The sequence below is a fragment of the Pseudodesulfovibrio pelocollis genome (assembly GCF_030282845.1).
GTDB lineage: Bacteria > Desulfobacterota > Desulfovibrionia > Desulfovibrionales > Desulfovibrionaceae > Pseudodesulfovibrio > Pseudodesulfovibrio pelocollis.
Map to the genome: position 1 here is coordinate 13044 of NZ_JASTWE010000001.1, position 16422 is coordinate 29465.

Sequence of the window (16422 nt, forward strand, 5' to 3'; positions counted from 1 at the left end):
TGGGATAGACATGGCCGCGAAGAATGAGAACACCGCCATGGTGGGCGTGGTGCTGGTCACGCACGGCTCCTTTGGCGAGACCCTGCTTGAGGCTGCCGAGATGGTGCTGGGGCCGCAGCAGCACTGCTTGGCCGTGGGCGTGGACGTGGGCCGGGGCGTGGATGAATCCATGGAGGCCATCCGCAAGGCCATCAAGTCGGTGGAGAAGGGCAGGGGGGTCGTGGCCCTGACCGACCTCTTCGGCGGATCGCCCACCACCATGAGCCTCTCGCTGATGAAATCCGAGCGGCTGGAGGTCATTACCGGCGTCAATCTGCCCATGCTGGTGGCCACGCTCCAGTCCCGGCTCATGGACCTGGACGCCCTGGCTGACAAGGCCATGGACGCCGGGATGCAGGGCATCAAGGTGGCCGGAGCCATGCTGCGCAAGCGGGCCGCGGCCAAGGACAAGGCGTCATGACCCTGGTGCGCATCGACAACCGCCTCATCCACGGCCAGATCATCGAGACATGGCTGCCCTATACGGGCGCGACCATGGTCGTCGTGGCCAACGACCATCTGGCCGACGACATCCTCCAGCAGGAGATCATGTCCCTGGCCATTCCCCAGACCATCACCAGCACCTTCGTCGAGGTGGAGGCGGTGGTGGAGACCCTGGCGGACCTTGGTGCGAGCCGCGACAGGGTGTCCATCTTGGTCCTCTTCTCAAACTGCGCAGACGCCAGACGCGCCTATGACTGCGGCTTCGCCTTCGAGGTGCTGAACATCGGCAACGTCCACTACAGTCCGGGCAAGCGGCAGATATCGCCGAGCGTGGCCCTGTCCATTGATGACGAGGGATGCCTCAGGCACCTGTCGCGCAAGGGCGTGACGCTGGATTTCCGCTGCGTGCCCAATGATCCCGTGCAGGTGAGGTTCTAGTCATGGCCCTGTCCAATCCCTTCCTCTGGTTCGCCGTGGTCGCTTTTTTTTTGCCCTGTTTTCCCTGTTCCGATTCTCGCTGACCATCGGGTTGCTTGAGCGTCCTCTGGTCATCGGCCTGTTCTGGGGGCTGGCCACGGGCGATGTGGAGACGAGCCTGTGTATCGCCATCTTCTTCGAGCTGTTCTGGCTCGACCTCATCCCGGTGGGCACCTACATTCCCCCACACCTGACCGTGGCCACCTTCGCGGCCCTGTCGCTGACGACCTTCTTCGGTCTCGATCACCCCGGGCGCATCCTTTTCGTCCTCTTCGCCTCCATGCCCCTGGCGTGGCTGGGCACCAGGCTTGAGGCCCTGCTGCGGGAGCGGGATCAGGTCAACTACAACAAGCTGCTCACCTGGGTGCGTAACCCGGATTCGCCGCGCCTGCCATCCCTCATCGTCATGCGCTCGGTGGGCCGGACCTTTGTCTATTCGGGCCTCGCCTTCTACGCTGCCATGCTTGTGCTCGTGTACTTTTTCGAGATATTTTTCTCCCTCAATCCCTCTCTCTTCACCAAATTGGGCGTGACCTGGCCCTATCTTTGGGTGGCGGCCACCCTTGGCGGGCTCATGGCGCTTCGTGTCAGGCGCGCCTATGCCCTTCTCGCTGCCGGAATAATCCTTTTCATGTTTTTCACCCTGTGGTCTCGCTTTTAGCTTGGCAGCCGGAGTTGATTGTGATATTCCTCACATTCTATTTTGAGTGCGTACCATCCTGAGTTCAGGACAAAACAGATTAGGAGGACTTGATATGGCAATTTTGGTTGTAGGACACAAGAACCCCGATACCGACACCGTCGCTTCCGCGATCGCTGTCGCCGACCTGTTCACCAAGCGCGGCATGGAGTCCAAGGCGATCACCCAGGGCGCCATCGCTCCCGAGAGCGAGTTCGTGCTGAAGAAGTTCGGCCTCTCCGCTCCTGCCATCGTGACCGACGCCACCGATCAGAAGATCATCCTCGTCGACCACACCGACATCTCCCAGACCATCGACAACCTGGACAAGGGCGAGCTGGTCGCCGTTGTCGATCACCACAAGCTGGGCGACGTCACCACCCCCAACCCGCTTGAGATGTGGGTCTGGCCCGTGGGCTGTACCGCCACCGTCATCAAGAGCATGTACGACTTCTACAATGTCGAGGTTCCGGCCAATATCGCCGGTATCATGCTGTGCGCCATCCTGAGCGACACCGTCATGTTCAAGTCCGTGACCACCACCGACGCCGACAAGGTCGCCGTGGACGCCCTGGCCAAGATCGCCGGTGTCAAGGATGTCATGGCTCTGGGCATGGAAATGTTCAAGGTCAAGTCCGCCGTTGACGGTGCTTCTCCCGAGTCCCTGGTCTTCCGCGACTACAAGGACTTCGACATGTCCGGCAAGAAGGTCGGCATCGGCCAGCTGGAAGTGGTTGACCTGTCCATGCTCGACGCCCACAAGGCCGCCCTGCAGGCCGAGATCGAGAAGGTCAAGGCCGATGGCCGCCACTCCGTCTTCCTGCTGCTGACCGACATCATGAAGGAAGGCACCGAGATGCTCATCGCGTCCGACGATCCTTCCGTGGTCGAGAAGTCCTTTGGCGTCAAGGCCACGGGCAAGTCCGTGTGGCTCGACGGCGTCATGAGCCGCAAGAAGCAGGTCGTTCCCTGCTTCGAGAAGGGTTTCAAGGCCTAAGGGCCGACAAATCCTGTTGGGTATTGCGCAAAGTCAGGCCCGCCAGCGTTGTGCTGGCGGGCTTTTTCGTGCGCGTCCGGCCGGTTGTCGACAGGGGATTGTGATATTGGGCACAAGTCCGTGGCGTGCAGCGCAGGAGGGGGCATTTTCGACAATGGGCTAGGCAAAAAAACGGGCGGGGCCGGTGCGCACCGGCCCCGCCCGAAGCGGCGTCGTGTGGCTGGGAATCAGATCAGCCCGGCATCCTTGAGCACGGCTTCGAGCCTGGGCAGGTTCTCGTCGCGAAGGGGCACGATGGGCAGCCGGAACTCAGCCGTGGGGAAGATGCCCATGAGCTTGAGCGAGGTCTTGACCGGAATGGGGTTGGTCTCGACGAACATGGCGCGGTTGACCGGGGCCATCTTCAGGCTCAGGTTGAGGGCGCCGTCATGGTCCTTTTCCATGAACAGGCGGCACATGTCGCTCATGGTCTTGGGCATGATGTTGGAGACTACGGAGATGACGCCCTGGCCACCCACGGCGAGCAGGGGCAGCACGGTGAAGTCGTCGCCGGAAAGCAGCTGGAAGCTCTTGCCGCAGCATTCGATGACCTCGGCGGCCTGGCACATGTTGCCCGTGGCCTCCTTGACCGCGATGGCCTGGGGCACCGCGTCCACGATGCGCTTGAGGTCCGGCGGCAGCAGATTCAACCCGGTACGGCCTGGTACGTTGTAGATGACCATGGGGATGGACACCTCGGCGGCAATGGCCTTGAAGTGGGCGATCAGTCCTTCCGGGGTCGGCTTGTTGTAGTAGGGCGTGATTTGCAGGGTGGCGTCCGCGCCGGCTTCCTTGGCCAGCCGGGTCAGCTCGATGGCCTCCCGGGTGCTGTTGGAACCCGCACCGGCGATGACCGGCACGCGCCGCCGGACCTGATCGACGCAGATGCGGATGATGCGGCCCTGCTCCTCGTGGCTCAGGGTGGCGGCTTCGCCGGTGGTGCCGCAGGGGACCAGGCCGTCGATGCCCTGGTCGATCTGCCACTCGATGAAGTCCCGGTAGGTGGCCTCGTCAACGGCCCCGTCCCGGAACGGCGTAGAGAGAGCTGTGAACGCTCCTCTGAGTATCATAAAACATCTCCTCCTGGGTATCTGTCCCGGCTGGCGCGGCTACTGAAGCACTGCGCCCACTTCCGGATTGTCGAAATAATCATCGCCAAGCCCCACGGTCACGGGAACGATGCTGCCCGGCTCCGTCCACCGGAAATCGCCCGAGCGATCAGGCCATGCGAGGACGCGCACCTCGCTCACGGTCTGTCCCTTGTCATAGGGACGAACCCAGACGCAGCGCCCCTTTGCCTCGATGCGGCCGTTCACGCCCGATCCGCGCCCGCTCCCGAGCAGGATGTCCGGCACGAACCGCGGCCGTTGGGCCAGATATTCCCGCTCGCCAATCCAGCCCCAGTCGGACAGGGCCACCAGCAGGCGCACCGATTCGCGCTCGCGCTCGATTTTGCGGGATATGGCCTCTATCATGTCCTTGGACGGGATGTCCTTGCCCATGGGCAGGGAAGGGAGGCGAAGGAATCCGATCCTGTCTCCGGCCGTAGTCTCAAGCACGATGTAGGGTGCGGCCTCGGCTGTCTGCCTGAAGGGCTCGGACTCAAGGCCCATGCGGGCCAGATTTTCCGCCTCGAAGCGGCCGATCAGCCCGATGTCGTAGGGCATCATGCCAAAGGCCGTGATAAGCCGCTCGACAATGCGGGGATCGGGCATGGAGCCGTCGGGGTTCATGAATTCCCATCCGCCCGCGACCAGGAGCCTGGGCGATTCCGTTGATTGCAGGTCAAAAAAATATGTAGCCCGCCGGGCCACGCCTCCCAGGGTTCGCCCGCCTCAGGATGGACATGGCCGCACCGTGCCGTAGGTGTTGGCCGTGTAGAATATGGTCAAAACGGGTTGCGCCTGCGCGGCGGTGCCCTGAAGCAGCCCGGCCAACAGCAGCAGGCAGAGGAAAAATCGCCGCATCTAGTTGTTGATGTATTCCTTCAGCTCCTTGCCAGGACGGAAGAAGGGCAGTTTCTTGGAGCGGACCTGCACCACGCTGCCGGTCTTGGGATTGCGCCCGGTGTATCCTTCGTAGTCCTTGATCTTGAAGCTGCCAAAGCCCCTGATCTCGACCCGGTCGCCTCGCAAGAGCGCTTCCTTGATCGAATCGACGAAGGCGCCGACCACCTTGGTGGCGTCGTCCACATGCATTTTCTTCTGTTCGGAAAGAGCCTTGATCAATTCGCTCTTGTTCATGGTTTCCCCCTGAAACATTGGGTTTGCCTTGGGCCGACAATTCGGCCCGGACGGAATCAAAAACTCATTCTCCTGGATAATCCCAACTAACTATGCCAAAAAATGACTCTTTTCGTCAACCCCTTATTTCATTTGTCACAACGATGGAAAGTCCTTGAGGATGGGGCGGCCCGAGATGCGCTCACGATTGTCCTCGCGGTAGCGCATGATCTTCTTGGCAATAGCAGAAATATCTTTGCCTGCCGGGGAGTTCGGGGCGAATTTCATGAGCGGTGTCTGCCGCCGAACCGCCTCGACCAGGGTCCGGTCCTGATGGATGAAGCCGAGGTTGCGCAGTTCGATGCCGAGGAAATTCCGGCAGGCAGCAGCCAGTCTCTCGAAGGTCTGGGCAGCCTCGGCCGATGAGGTGGCTTGGTTGACGATGACCAGGAAATCCTTGATGCCGCGTTGAGTGGCCAGGACCTTGATCATGGCGTAGCTGTCGGTCAGCGACGTGGGCTCGGGCGTGACCACCACGATGCGCAGCTGGGGCAGGGTGGCGAAGGAGAGCACCGTATTGCTGATGCCCGCGCCCAGATCAAGCATGAGATAGTCGTATTCTCCGGCCAGATTGATCAGCTTGCGGAACAGGATGTCCTGGAGATCCTCGTCCATTTCCACCAATTCGGGAATGCCGCTGGTGGCGGGCAGCATGTCGAACCCCTCCTCGATGCAGACCAGCACGTCCTCGGTGTCCACGCCGCTTTGGAGCAGGTCGTGCAGGTTGCGCTCGGGCGAGATGCCGAGCAGCACGTCGAGGTTGGCCAGCCCCAGGTCGCAGTCCATGAGCATGACCTTCATGCGCTCCATGTTCAGGGCATAGCCGAGATTGAGGATGATGTTGGTCTTGCCGACACCACCCTTGCCGCTCATGACGGAAAGACTCAGCGTGTTGTTGCGGTTCATGTCCTGTCTCCGTTATTTCCCGCCGAACAGGAATTGCTTTTCGTTTGCGTGGACCAGCGTGTCGCTTGGGACGTTGTCGGCAAAGGGGAGTCTGGAGACCCTGACCTGATCCTTGCCCGCGTTTTTGGCCTCGTAGAGTGCCTCGTCCGCCAGACGCACCAGCTCCGCAGGCTCCATGTCCACGGCTCCCTTGAAGCAGGTCAGGCCCACGGAGCAGGTGACGTGGAAGGGGGGGCCTCCGGCGGGATCGCAAAAGGGCACGGCCCGGAACTCGGCCAGCAGCCGCTCCAGCAGCCGCTGGGCCTTGACCACGCCCGAACCGGCCATGACCAGGGCGAACTCCTCGCCCCCGAAGCGCGCGGCGAGGTCGTAGCGGCGCGTGGTCTGCTTGAGTCTGTCGGCAAAGGTGATCAGGACTTCGTCGCCAGCCTGATGGCCGTAAGTGTCGTTGATGCGCTTGAAGTCATCGAGGTCGAAAATGGCCAGGGAGAGAGGGGTGCGGGCGCGTTTGGTGCGCTCCATCTCGCTGTCCATTACCCGGTCGAAGGCACGGCGGTTGGCCAGCCCCGTGAGGGGGTCGTGCTCGGTCTGGTGGGCCAGTCGTTCCAGTGTCGCCTGGAACCACTTCAGGTGGGGAAAGGAGTCGCCGTCAAGGGGCAGGGTGAGCCATTGGCGCAGGTGGTGCTTGTCGGCCAGGGCCTGCCACTGGTCATGGGTCAGTCCCTCGATGAGGCGGAACACCCACACCGCGTCCGACGGGTTTCCATCGGGATTCTGGGCGCAGCGCAGTTCGGCCTGAAGTTCTGCCAGTTCGGCGATGATCGCCTCTTCGGGTATGTTAGTCATGCTTTCCCTGGGAGTGGACAAAGAGAAGGTGATTCCTGATCATGGCGTCGAGATCGCCGTCCAGAAAGGCGTCCACGTTGCCGGTCTCGCTGTTGGACCGGTGGTCCTTGACCAGCCGATAGGGCTGGAGGGTGTAGGTGCGGATCTGGCTGCCCCAGGCGATGGCACCCTTGGCCTGATAGTCCTGCCTGCGGCTCTCCTCGATTTTCTTGAGTTCCTGCTCGTAGAGCCGGGCCTTGACCAGCCGCAGGGCCGTGGCCTTGTTGCGGTGCTGGGATTTCTCGTTCTGGCACTGGGCCACGATGCCGGTGGGAATGTGGGTGATGCGTACGGCCGAACTGGTCTTGTTGACGCTCTGGCCACCCGGGCCGCTGGAGCGGAAGATATCGATGCGCAGGTCCTCGTCGCGCACCTCGATCTCGATGTCATCGTCCAGGTCCGGGTAGACATCCACCGAGGCGAACGAGGTGTGCCGCCTGCCCGAGGAGTCAAAGGGCGATATCCTGATGAGGCGGTGAACGCCGGTTTCGCCCTTGAGCAGGCCGTAGGCGTAGAGCCCTTCCACCTGAAGGGTCACGCTCTTGACGCCCGCTTCCTCGCCCGGCTGGTAATCGAGCTGGGTGACCTGGAACCCCTTGCGCTCGGCATAGCGATTGTACATCCGTAGCAGCATCTCGGCCCAGTCCTGGGACTCGACTCCGCCAGCACCGGGGTGGATTTCCAGGATGGCGTTGTTCTTGTCATGCTCGAAGGCGAACATGGTGGCCATCTCGATGGTCACCAGCCGCTCCTCGAACACGTCGATCTGGGCGTCGAGGCCGCTCAGGGCCTCTTCCTCGCGCGACTCATTGGCCAGTTCGATCCACTCTTCCATGTCGGCCCTGGCCTGGACGAGGCTGTCGTACAGGGCGAGCTTGTCGGCGAGCTGGGTTTTTTCGCGCAGCAGGGGGGTCAGGGTGCCGGGCTTGTCCCAGGCACCGGGCAGGGAGAGCTGCCTTTCTATGTCGTCGAGGCGGGATTTGGTCTGGGCATAGTCAAAGCCGCCCCCAAAGCGTCTCGAACTTGTCGATGAGCCCTGCGGAGACGGTCTTGAGTTCATGGTATTCAAGCATGAGTCGCGTTATCCTTTCCTTTGTTTTCTCGCACGCAGGCCGACCAGGACAAAGCCGAGCATGGTCAGCGCATGGATGCCCGGGCCGATCCAGGGGTATGCCTTGTGGAAGAGGGTGGTCCCCTTCATCGGCGCGATGGCGTGGCTCAGGGTCTCGGCCTCGAACTGGGCTCCCCTGGCCGCGATGCGCCCCACCGGGTCGATGAAGGCGGAGATGCCGGTGTTGGTGCAGCGGACCAGCCAGCGGCCCTGCTCCACGGCCCTGAGCACGGTCAGGTTCAGGTGCTGCCTGGGGGCCGATGTGTCGCCGAACCATGCGTCGTTGCTCAGGTTGAGGAGCGCCGTGGCTCCCCTCGCCACCTGTTTCTGGGCAAGCTCCGGGAAGATGCCTTCATAACAGATGAGCACCCCCAGGGCAACGGTGTCCACCATCAGGGGACGATTTCCTGTTCCCGGTACAAAGTCGCCCACGGCCTGGACCAGCTTCTCGAAGGGCACCCATTCCTCCAGGGGCATGTATTCCCCGAAGGGCACGAGGTGCTCCTTGTCGTAGGAGCTGAGTATGCGGCCCGCGTCGTCCACCAGCCAGGCCCGGTTGTAGAGCACATAGGTGCCGCGCTCCATGTCGGTGACGCGGTAGGCGGGCGAGCCGGTGATGATGGGGGTGCGCGTGTCGCGGGCCAGGGAGCGCACCGCGTCGCTCAGGGGGCCGGGCTCCTGGAGATAGAAGGGCGCGGCCGTCTCGGGCCAGACCACCAGCGTGGGCGCGTGGTCGCGGATGGCACGCAGGGTCAGGTCTGCGTATTTTTCGATGGTCTCCCGTTGCAGGTCGGGTTCCCACTTGTGGCTTTGGTCCACATTGCCCTGGACCATGGAGACTGTGAATTCGGCTGGCCCGGTTTCGTGGGTGGACACCCGGTGCAGGCCGAAGCCGGTCAGCCCGAGGGTCAGGGCCACGGCCAGGATCAGGGCGGAGCGATAGGTGGAGTACAACAGCCAGGCCACGGCCAGGGCGGCCAGCAGGCCGGAGAGGCCGTAGGCGCCGATGACGGCCGCCCCCTGCACGGCAAAGGGCCAGGGCGCGAAGGCTGCGGCGAGGTTCATCCAGGGAAACCCAGACAGGACCACGCCCGTGAGCATTTCCATAGATGCCCAGGAAAGCCCGGCCAGCAGGCACAGGGGAACGCCGGTCACGAACCGTCCAGCGTGGTGCATGGCCAGGGAGAAGAGCCCGTAATATATGGCGATGACCGCAGCCAGCAGCGCGGGACAGGGTAGGGCCACATACCAGGGCAGGCCACCGTAGAGCTGAACGGGGATGACCATCCAGTAGAAGCAGCCCGTGGCGGCCAGGGTTCCGGCCAGCCAGCCGGTGCGGAAGGCGCGGCGGCCCGAGGTGGCGCGCAGGCCTATCCAGGCGAGCCCCAGCGGAAAGGCCAGGGCCGCCAGGGGCAGGTGCAACAGGGGATTGGCAAAGCCGAGCCAGGCCCCCAGGGTGGCTAGCAGGACGAGGGTGGGCACGTCAGCCTTCCGCGGGCTCTATGCGGATGGACCAGATCTGCCTGTCGTCTGACCTGATGATGGTGAACTTCCTGCTGTCAAATGTGAATATCTCGCCCTCGTGCGGGATGCGTCCGGCCATGGCCGCGATGAATCCGCCGATGGAGTCCACCTCCATGCTTTCAAGGGGCAGGGCACATTTTTCGCTGACCTCGTCGAGCAGGGCGCGGCCTGAGACCACGAACACGCCGGGCTCGATCTCCAGCACCTCGTCGGGCCGCTCCTGGTCGTACTCGTCGGAGATTTCGCCCACGATCTCCTCCAGCACGTCCTCCATGGTGACCATGCCCGAGGTGCCGCCGTATTCGTCCTGGACGATGGCCATGTGCAGCTTCTCGTGCTTGAAGGTGGCCAGTACCTGATCCAGGCGCATTTCCTCGGGGATGAAGAAAGGCGCGCGCATCAGGCTGGTTACGGGCATGTCGCCGCGCCCCTTGAGCAGCGGCTTGAGCAGGTCCTTGGCATGCACGACGCCGAGGATGTGGTCCCGGGTGTCCTTGTAGATGGGTATCCGGGAGTGCGCGCCCTGATTGATGATGATGTCGGCGATGTCGCTGACAGTGCTGGTCGCGTCGGCACAGGCCATGTCTGTGCGCGGGACCATGATTTCAGAGACAGATTTCTCGTCGAAATCCAGAATGTTCAAGAGCATGGAGACTTCATCGCTCTCCAGCTCGCCTTCGGCTTTGGCATCGAGGATGTGCTCTTCGAGCTGTTGCCCGTTGGAGCCGAAAATTTTTTTGAAAAGGTTGGATATTCGACTGTCAGACCCTTCGTCCAAGACCAGACTCCTTAGAAATAAGTTTCGGTTACGGTCTCCCTGCGGCAGGATGAAGTCCTGCATGCGGGAATGATTGCACAATCAGAATTAGTCTGCCCGGTGCTCCCTGTCAATACTTGCGGGAGCAAGTCGCGTTACAGGAGGCCGCGTTTTTTCAGGGCGATTTCGAGACAGGCCAGGGCCGCCGGGGTGACGCCGGAGATGCGTCCAGCCTGTCCGAGGGTCAGTGGCCGGATGGCGGTCAGTTTTTCCACCACCTCGCGGGTCAGCCCGGCCACGGCGGCGTAGTCCATGTCAACGGGCAGGGCCACGTCCTCAAGCAGCCTGGAGCGGGCCACCAGTTCCTCCTGCCTGACCAGGTATCCCTCGTAGCGGATGCGCGTCTCGGCCTCGGTCAGGACATCGTCTTCCATGTTGGCCAGCTCCGGGTGAAAGGGGGTCAGGCTTCGGATGTCCACCTGGGGCTGGCGAAGCAGGGCGGCCAGTTCCACGGCCTTGCCCGGCACGGCCGCGCCGATGCGCTCCATGATCCCGCGATTGGTCGCGTCGGGCCGCACCCGGATGGTCCGCAGGGCGTCGAGCACGCTGCGCAGCCTGTCCCGCTTTGCGGTGAAAAGCCGCCAGTGATTGTCGTCCACCAGTCCGATCTCGCGGCCCGTCGGGGTGAGGCGCTCATCCGCGTTGCCCTCGCGCAGCAGCAGCCGATGCTCGGCCCGGGAGGTGAACATGCGATACGGCTCCAGGGTGCCCCGAGTCACCAGATCATCCACCAGCACGGCCATGTAGGCCTGATCGCGCCGCAGCAGGAACGGTGCGCGCCCTGTAGCCCGGCAGACCACGTTGAGGGCGGCCCACAGCCCTTGGGCGGCGGCTTCCTCGTAGCCCGAGGTGCCGTTGATCTGCCCGGCCAGATAGAGACCGGGCAGGAGCTTGGTCTCCAGGGTGGGGTCGAGCTGGGTGGGGGGCGCGTAGTCGTACTCGATGGCGTAGCCGGGGCGCACGATCTGCGCCTTTTCCAGCCCGGCTATGGCCGCGATCATCCGCTTCTGGATATCGAACGGCAGGCTGGTGGGGATGCCGCTGGGGTACACTTCGGGATGGTCCAGTCCCTCGGGCTCGATAAATATCTGGTGGCGATCCTTGTCCGGGAATCGGGCCACCTTGTCCTCGATGGATGGGCAGTAGCGTGCGCCCGTGCCCTCGATGACCCCGGTGAACATGGGCGAGCGGTCGAAGCCGGAACGGATGGCCTCGTGGGCCTCGGGGTTGGTATAGGTCAGGTGACACGGAATCTGAGGCAGCGGCACGCTGGTATTGCGGAAGCTGAAGGGCTGTGGAGGGTCATCGCCCGGCTGGATCTCCATGCGGTCGAAATCCACGGATGCCCGGAGCAGCCTCGGGGTGGTCCCTGTCTTCAGGCGGCCCAGCTCAAGGCCGATGGCGCGCAGGTTGTCCGAGAGCGGGCCGGACGCCGGGTCGCCCATGCGGCCGCCGCTGAAATGTTCGAGCCCAACGTGAATGAGGCCGCGCAGGAAGGTGCCGGTGGTCAGGAGCACGGCCCGGGAGCGGATGGTCTCGCCAAGGTGGGTGCGCACGCCGCAGGCCCGGCCGTTTTCCACCAGCACGGCATCGGCCGTGTCCTGGAAGACCCAGAGCCTGTCCTGGCCGAAGATTGAGCGTTGGACCACGCGCATGTACTCGGCGCGGTCGATCTGGGCCCGGGTGGAGCGCACGGCCGGGCCCTTGCGGGTATTGAGGATGCGGAACTGGATGCCTGCGGCGTCGGCCCACAAGCCCATCATGCCCCCCAGGGCGTCGATCTCCTTGACCATGTGCCCCTTGGCCAGTCCGCCGATGGCCGGATTGCAGGAGAGATGCCCGATACGGTCGAGGTTGATGGTCAAAAGCAGGGTGGACAGGCCAAGGCGCGAGGCAGCCATGGCCGCCTCGCATCCGGCGTGGCCCGCGCCCACGACCACCATGTCGAAATTGTCCGGAAACGGCTCTTTTCGCTGCATGCGCTCCGCGCTCACTCCCTGGCGAGGAGCATGTCCACGATGACTTTTGCATCGCCGATGGTGTTCTTGATGGAGGACCACTCGTTGGGCTGATGCGCGTTGTGGTTCAGGGTGGCCCAGACCACGGCGTTGAAGCCCCGGCGGCGCAGAAAGGCTGCCACGGTGCCGCCGCCCACGCCCACCAGGCGCGGCGTGGAGCCGTACACCTTGACCACGCTGGCCAGGGTCCGCTGGACGATCTCGCTGTCCACCGGAGTGGCCGGGGCGGCCTGTTCGTACATGGTCCGCTCGTAGGAGACGGTCACACCGTGAACATTTTCCACCTCGCGGCCGAACTCCTTGATGGTCTCGAGCACGTCGTCCAGGTCGTAGATCGGCAGCACCCGGGAATCCACATAAAAGACATCGCGACCTGGGATGGTATTGACGTTCTCCACGTTGGCCTCCTTCTTGGTGGGCTGGAAGGTGGAGCGGGGCGGATCGTAGATGGGGTCCTCGGCGTCGTAGATGCGCTCAAGCTCCCTGATGCGCAGGATGAAGTCTGCGGCGGCAACCAGGGTGTTGATGCCCTGGCCCGGGGTGGAGGCGTGGCACTGTCTGCCCTCGATGATGATCTTGAGCCAGAACATGGACTTCTCGGCCACCTCGATCATGCCCGAGTCCGGCTCGCCGAAGTCGGGCACCAGGAACAGGTCGTTGGGGGAGAAGATGTCGGTGTGCTCGCGCACCAGATAATCGAGCCCCTTGATGCTGCCTGTCTCCTCGTCGGCCACGAAGAGCATGCCGAAGTTGATCTCCGGCGTCACACCCTGATCAAGCAGCACCCGGGCCGCGATGAGGGAGGAGACGATGCCCTGCTGGTTGTCCTCCACGCCGCGCCCGATGAGGGTGTCGCCGTCGCGCTCGAGGATGTAGGGATCGGTCTTCCAGAGAGCGAGGTCACCCGGGGGCACGATGTCGGTGTGGGAAATGACCCAGAGGGTGCGGGACGTGTCTTTGCCGGGAATAACGGCGGCCACGCTCGGCCGGTAGCCGCAGGTCACGGAGTCGTCCGGGGCGCGGAACTCGCGGACATCGCCGATGCCCATGGATTTGACATACTCCATGAGGAATTCGGCCTTCTGCTTTTCGCCATCGCCGCCGTTCTTGGGTCCGAGGGCCGGGATGGCGGTCAGGCGGCGCTGGAGATCGTACACGGTCTCGGTCTGTCCATCGAGGGCTGCGAAGAGGGCGTCCATGATTCCTCCGTGATCGGCGCGCGGGGCGGCTGGCCCGGAATACCGGCAGGCGGTCTGGCCGGGAACCGGCACAAACAAAAAAGGGCGGGGACAAGCCCCGCCCTGACGAATACCTGTCTCGCCTAGCGGCCGCGGGCGGCGCGCTTGGAGGCCTTGAGCGGGTTGACCTTGGCCTTGCCGCCCTTGCCCGCCTCGTTGCGGGTGTGGGTGGCGAAGTTGCAGGCACCCTTGGCCCACTTGGCGGAGGGTTTGGCGTAGCTGGGGCAGTAGTTGCTGCTCTCAAAGGGAACGATGCGCTCACATCCTTCGCACTTTTCGATGACGGGCTCCATGATGACGCCTTTGTAGTTCAGACCGGCGTCGGTCATGACGGCACCTTCCAGGGAAATCGGGGTCTTCTTGGCCATGGTGTGGCTTCCTCCTAATAATGATGCGGCTTGGAATATGCCGGTGGCATAAAAATCTAGTGTTGGTGCAAGAGCAGCATTCGATATGCACCCGGGGCGGGTGTTGTCAAGTTTTTTGCCGTTCTTTTTCGTTTTCGCGCCCGGATGAGGGGCACGGAATCAGTCCATGGACGCGATGGTTTCCGTCAGGACCGAGGTGACCTTTTCCACATTGCCGCGGAACACCTCGATGATGTCATCCCAGGAGACCGGCGGTTCGTCGGTCTTCCAGCAGTCGTAGTCCGTGCTCATGGCCACCGCGGCGTAGGGGATGCCCGCCTCGTTGGCCAGGATGCATTCTGGCGCGACGCTCATGTTGATGACGTCCGCCCCCCACATGCGGAACATGTTGGACTCCGCCCGGGTGGAGAAGCGCGCACCCTCGATGGTCACCACCGTGCCGACTTTGTGATGGACCACGCCCAGCCCCTCGCAGGCCTTGATGAGCCGTGAGCGCAGCGCGGCGTCAAAAGGCTCGGCCATGCCCGTGTGCACCGGTTCGTGGGGGGGGAAGGTCTCGTGAAACGAGACATGGCGCAGCCGGGTGAAGTCGATGAACTGGTCGAGGATGATCAGATCCCCCCGGCCGATCTCCTGGCGCAGGGAGCCGCAGGCCGTGGTGGCGATGACGCACTCGCACCCGGCGTCCTTGAGGGCGCTGATGTTGGCCCGGTAGTTGACGTAGGTGGGGGGAATGGTGTGCTCCCGACCGTGGCGGGCCAGGAGTATCACATCGCGCCCGGCGATGGTTCCCCGGTGAAGCGGGGCCGAAGGTTTGCCAAAGGGGGTCGTCACCTCCACGTCGCGGGCATCGCGCAGGATGTCGGGGTTGTCCAGGCCGCTGCCGCCGATGATGCCTATCATGACGCGCTCCTAGTCCAGTTCCAGCAGGAAGCAGTGCTCCTGACCGGAATCCTTCATCTTGCGGGGTCCGTCCAGAAAGCCCAACTGGATGACAAAGCCGCAGCCCACGATGTCGCCGCCCGCCTCGCGGACCAGCTTGAGCATGCCCTCGGCCGTGCCGCCGGTGGCCAGCAGGTCGTCGATGACGAGGACCTTTTCGCCCGGGGCGATGGCGTCCTCGTGCATGCACAGGGTGTCGGTGCCGTATTCGAGGTCATAGGTGACGCAGCGGCTCTTGTAGGGCAGCTTGCCCGGCTTGCGTACCGGCACGAAACCGATGCCCATCGCATAGGCCAGCGGCGCGCCGAAGATGAAACCCCGCGCCTCGGCGGCCACTATCTTGGTGGCCCCACAGTCCTTGAATCTCTCGGCCAGACAGTCCACGGTGTGGCGAAAGGCGTGCGGATCGCTCAAGATCGGGGTGATATCGAAGAAGACGATGCCTTCCTTGGGGTAGTCGGGGATGTCCCGGACGAAATCGCGAAGATTCATGCTTTCCTCCATTGAATAAATACCGCCGATTCATACGTTCGATTCGCGGTCCGTGTCAATGCGAGTTGCCATGCGCGGCCGCTTGGGCTAGGTGTCTGTGACCCTTTGGAGGGGGACGCATGCGTGACGACACTTTCCGCCACAGGGCCAAGAAGAGCCTGGGCCAGAACTTCCTCATCGACGGCAATGTCAGCCGCCGCATCGTGGACGCCATTGCCCCCGGCCCCGGAGACACTATCATTGAAATAGGTCCGGGCCAGGGCGCGCTGACCGGGCTGCTGTCCGAGTCCGCCGCATCACGGCTCATGGCCATCGAGCTTGACGAAACCCTGGCCGACAGGCTGACGGACCTGTTCCCGCGCATCGAGGTGGTCCGGGCCGATGCCCTCGACTTCCCGTGGGAGTCCCTCGATGTGGCCGGGCCGTACAAGATAATTGGCAATCTGCCGTACAACGTCGCCTCCAAGCTCATCTGGGACATCGTATCAAAAACGCGAAACCTGGAGCGCGCCGTGTTCATGGTCCAACACGAGGTGGCCATGCGCCTGACCGCCGAGCCGGGCTGCAAGGCCTACGGAGGCCTGACCGCCTGGGTGCGCAACTTCGCCGACACCCGCTATCTCTTCAAGGTGCCGCCCACGGTGTTCCGCCCAAGGCCCAAGGTGGACTCGGCCGTGGTCGCCTTTACGCCGAGGCCCGCAGGGGAGCGGCCCGCCTCGCCCGAGGCGCTGGCCCGGCTCATCAAGATGCTCTTCCAGATGCGGCGCAAGCAACTCTCGACCATCCTCAAGCCATTGTGGACACTGGAGATCGACTCATGGTTCGATCAACAATCCATCTCTCCCTCGGCCCGGCCGGAGACGCTGACACCAGGGCAGTTTCGCGCACTCTCGGCCCTGATCAGGGAAAAATAGCGCCATCCCTTGGGGCACGGGGCTTTCCGCAGCAGGCGGGCAGGGGCGTTCATCCGACGCCTCGAGAAGCCGAAATCCCCCGGAAGCACCAACTGGCTTCGTTTTTTTCTGAATTTGAGGCCAACACACTGGACATGGCCGAAAAGTTCATTTAAAGCCCATTGAGTGAGTTGCTACGGATTCGAAGTGCGGGAGGCTCTCTGGGCCCGCCGCGCTCACACCCCATAGTCAGGTAATTTTAGTGAGGAGG

At 63.2% G+C, this 16422-nt stretch carries 18 protein-coding genes; 5 read left to right on the plus strand and 13 right to left on the minus strand.

Translation table 11 applies throughout. The features are described 5' to 3' along the window. Positions 1-10: 10 nt before the first annotated feature. The 4 genes from QQS14_RS00080 (at position 11) to QQS14_RS00095 (ending at position 2636) form a co-directional block, all read left to right on the plus strand. Positions 11-460: a PTS sugar transporter subunit IIA gene (locus QQS14_RS00080; protein ID WP_285904844.1), complete on the plus strand. Its 450-nt coding sequence runs from the start codon at positions 11-13 to the stop codon at positions 458-460. Beyond that, on the plus strand, positions 457-921 hold the full coding sequence (locus tag QQS14_RS00085) for a PTS sugar transporter subunit IIB (RefSeq protein WP_285904845.1): 465 nt from the start codon (positions 457-459) through the stop codon (positions 919-921). The genes QQS14_RS00080 and QQS14_RS00085 overlap by 4 nt, the downstream gene beginning before the upstream one ends. A gap of 55 nt (positions 922-976) precedes the next feature. Then, a complete protein-coding gene (locus tag QQS14_RS00090; protein WP_345782780.1) occupies positions 977-1621 on the plus strand; it encodes a PTS sugar transporter subunit IIC in 645 nt (214 codons plus the stop codon). A 94-nt stretch (positions 1622-1715) separates the two neighbouring features. Further along, positions 1716-2636, plus strand: coding sequence for a manganese-dependent inorganic pyrophosphatase (locus QQS14_RS00095; RefSeq protein WP_285904846.1), 921 nt, complete (start codon positions 1716-1718; stop codon positions 2634-2636). Between the two features lie 227 nt (positions 2637-2863). Here QQS14_RS00095 and dapA read toward each other — a convergent pair whose 3' ends face one another. From dapA to QQS14_RS00165, 13 genes are all read right to left on the minus strand, one after another. After that, entirely contained in the window at positions 2864-3745 is an 882-nt protein-coding gene (dapA, locus tag QQS14_RS00100; protein WP_285904847.1) for a 4-hydroxy-tetrahydrodipicolinate synthase, read from the minus strand. Positions 3746-3784: 39 nt separating this feature from the next. Beyond that, complete coding sequence (locus QQS14_RS00105) at positions 3785-4642, minus strand: UshA-like (seleno)protein family 2 (protein WP_420705208.1); 858 nt, start codon at positions 4640-4642, stop codon at positions 3785-3787. Then, positions 4643-4936: an HU family DNA-binding protein gene (locus QQS14_RS00115; RefSeq protein ID WP_269203836.1), complete on the minus strand. Its 294-nt coding sequence runs from the start codon at positions 4934-4936 to the stop codon at positions 4643-4645. 117 nt (positions 4937-5053) lie between these two features. Next, positions 5054-5863: a MinD/ParA family protein gene (locus QQS14_RS00120; protein ID WP_285904850.1), complete on the minus strand. Its 810-nt coding sequence runs from the start codon at positions 5861-5863 to the stop codon at positions 5054-5056. Between the two features lie 12 nt (positions 5864-5875). Further along, entirely contained in the window at positions 5876-6709 is an 834-nt protein-coding gene (locus QQS14_RS00125) for a GGDEF domain-containing protein (RefSeq protein ID WP_285904851.1), read from the minus strand. Further along, positions 6702-7821, minus strand: a protein-coding gene (prfB, locus tag QQS14_RS00130) for a peptide chain release factor 2 (protein ID WP_285904852.1) whose coding sequence is annotated in 2 segments (ribosomal slippage) — positions 6702-7745 and positions 7747-7821 — 1119 coding nt in all. Because the reading frame shifts where the segments join, the coding sequence is not laid out codon by codon here. Before prfB ends, QQS14_RS00125 begins: the two co-directional genes overlap by 8 nt. Positions 7822-7829: 8 nt before the next feature. Beyond that, the gene (lnt, locus tag QQS14_RS00135) at positions 7830-9341 is read right to left on the minus strand and encodes an apolipoprotein N-acyltransferase (protein ID WP_285904853.1); all 1512 of its coding nucleotides are present in this window, start codon (positions 9339-9341) and stop codon (positions 7830-7832) included. A gap of 1 nt (position 9342) precedes the next feature. After that, positions 9343-10161, minus strand: coding sequence for a hemolysin family protein (locus QQS14_RS00140; protein WP_285904854.1), 819 nt, complete (start codon positions 10159-10161; stop codon positions 9343-9345). A 134-nt stretch (positions 10162-10295) separates the two neighbouring features. Then, positions 10296-12179 (minus strand): tRNA uridine-5-carboxymethylaminomethyl(34) synthesis enzyme MnmG, encoded by a 1884-nt coding sequence (mnmG, locus tag QQS14_RS00145; protein WP_285904855.1) that lies wholly within the window; start codon positions 12177-12179, stop codon positions 10296-10298. Positions 12180-12190: 11 nt separating this feature from the next. Further along, entirely contained in the window at positions 12191-13417 is a 1227-nt protein-coding gene (locus tag QQS14_RS00150) for a M20 family metallo-hydrolase (RefSeq protein WP_285904856.1), read from the minus strand. A 122-nt stretch (positions 13418-13539) separates the two neighbouring features. Beyond that, positions 13540-13824 (minus strand): PxxKW family cysteine-rich protein, encoded by a 285-nt coding sequence (locus QQS14_RS00155; protein ID WP_285904857.1) that lies wholly within the window; start codon positions 13822-13824, stop codon positions 13540-13542. A 159-nt stretch (positions 13825-13983) separates the two neighbouring features. Beyond that, complete coding sequence (mtnP, locus tag QQS14_RS00160; RefSeq protein ID WP_285904858.1) at positions 13984-14727, minus strand: S-methyl-5'-thioadenosine phosphorylase; 744 nt, start codon at positions 14725-14727, stop codon at positions 13984-13986. A 9-nt stretch (positions 14728-14736) separates the two neighbouring features. After that, positions 14737-15258, minus strand: a complete 522-nt coding sequence (locus QQS14_RS00165) for an adenine phosphoribosyltransferase (protein ID WP_285904859.1) — start codon at positions 15256-15258, stop codon at positions 14737-14739. Positions 15259-15377: 119 nt separating this feature from the next. On the opposite strand from QQS14_RS00165, the gene rsmA reads away from it, so the two are divergent. Continuing rightward, on the plus strand, positions 15378-16172 hold the full coding sequence (gene rsmA, locus QQS14_RS00170) for a 16S rRNA (adenine(1518)-N(6)/adenine(1519)-N(6))-dimethyltransferase RsmA (protein ID WP_285904860.1): 795 nt from the start codon (positions 15378-15380) through the stop codon (positions 16170-16172). Positions 16173-16422 lie beyond the last annotated feature (250 nt).

Bases quoted from the DNA above. Each gene is read 5' to 3' on its own strand.
- QQS14_RS00115 (WP_269203836.1), bottom strand. From the start codon at position 4,936: ATGTTTCAGGGGGAAACCATGAACAAGAGCGAATTGATCAAGGCTCTT.
- mnmG (WP_285904855.1), bottom strand. From the start codon at position 12,179: ATGCAGCGAAAAGAGCCGTTTCCGGACAATTTCGACATGGTGGTCGTG.
- QQS14_RS00120 (WP_285904850.1), bottom strand. From the start codon at position 5,863: ATGAACCGCAACAACACGCTGAGTCTTTCCGTCATGAGCGGCAAGGGT.
- QQS14_RS00085 (WP_285904845.1), top strand. From the start codon at position 457: ATGACCCTGGTGCGCATCGACAACCGCCTCATCCACGGCCAGATCATC.
- QQS14_RS00080 (WP_285904844.1), top strand. From the start codon at position 11: ATGGCCGCGAAGAATGAGAACACCGCCATGGTGGGCGTGGTGCTGGTC.
- dapA (WP_285904847.1), bottom strand. From the start codon at position 3,745: ATGATACTCAGAGGAGCGTTCACAGCTCTCTCTACGCCGTTCCGGGAC.
- QQS14_RS00165 (WP_285904859.1), bottom strand. From the start codon at position 15,258: ATGAATCTTCGCGATTTCGTCCGGGACATCCCCGACTACCCCAAGGAA.
- mtnP (WP_285904858.1), bottom strand. From the start codon at position 14,727: ATGATAGGCATCATCGGCGGCAGCGGCCTGGACAACCCCGACATCCTG.
- rsmA (WP_285904860.1), top strand. From the start codon at position 15,378: ATGCGTGACGACACTTTCCGCCACAGGGCCAAGAAGAGCCTGGGCCAG.
- QQS14_RS00155 (WP_285904857.1), bottom strand. From the start codon at position 13,824: ATGGCCAAGAAGACCCCGATTTCCCTGGAAGGTGCCGTCATGACCGAC.
- QQS14_RS00150 (WP_285904856.1), bottom strand. From the start codon at position 13,417: ATGGACGCCCTCTTCGCAGCCCTCGATGGACAGACCGAGACCGTGTAC.
- QQS14_RS00095 (WP_285904846.1), top strand. From the start codon at position 1,716: ATGGCAATTTTGGTTGTAGGACACAAGAACCCCGATACCGACACCGTC.
- QQS14_RS00125 (WP_285904851.1), bottom strand. From the start codon at position 6,709: ATGACTAACATACCCGAAGAGGCGATCATCGCCGAACTGGCAGAACTT.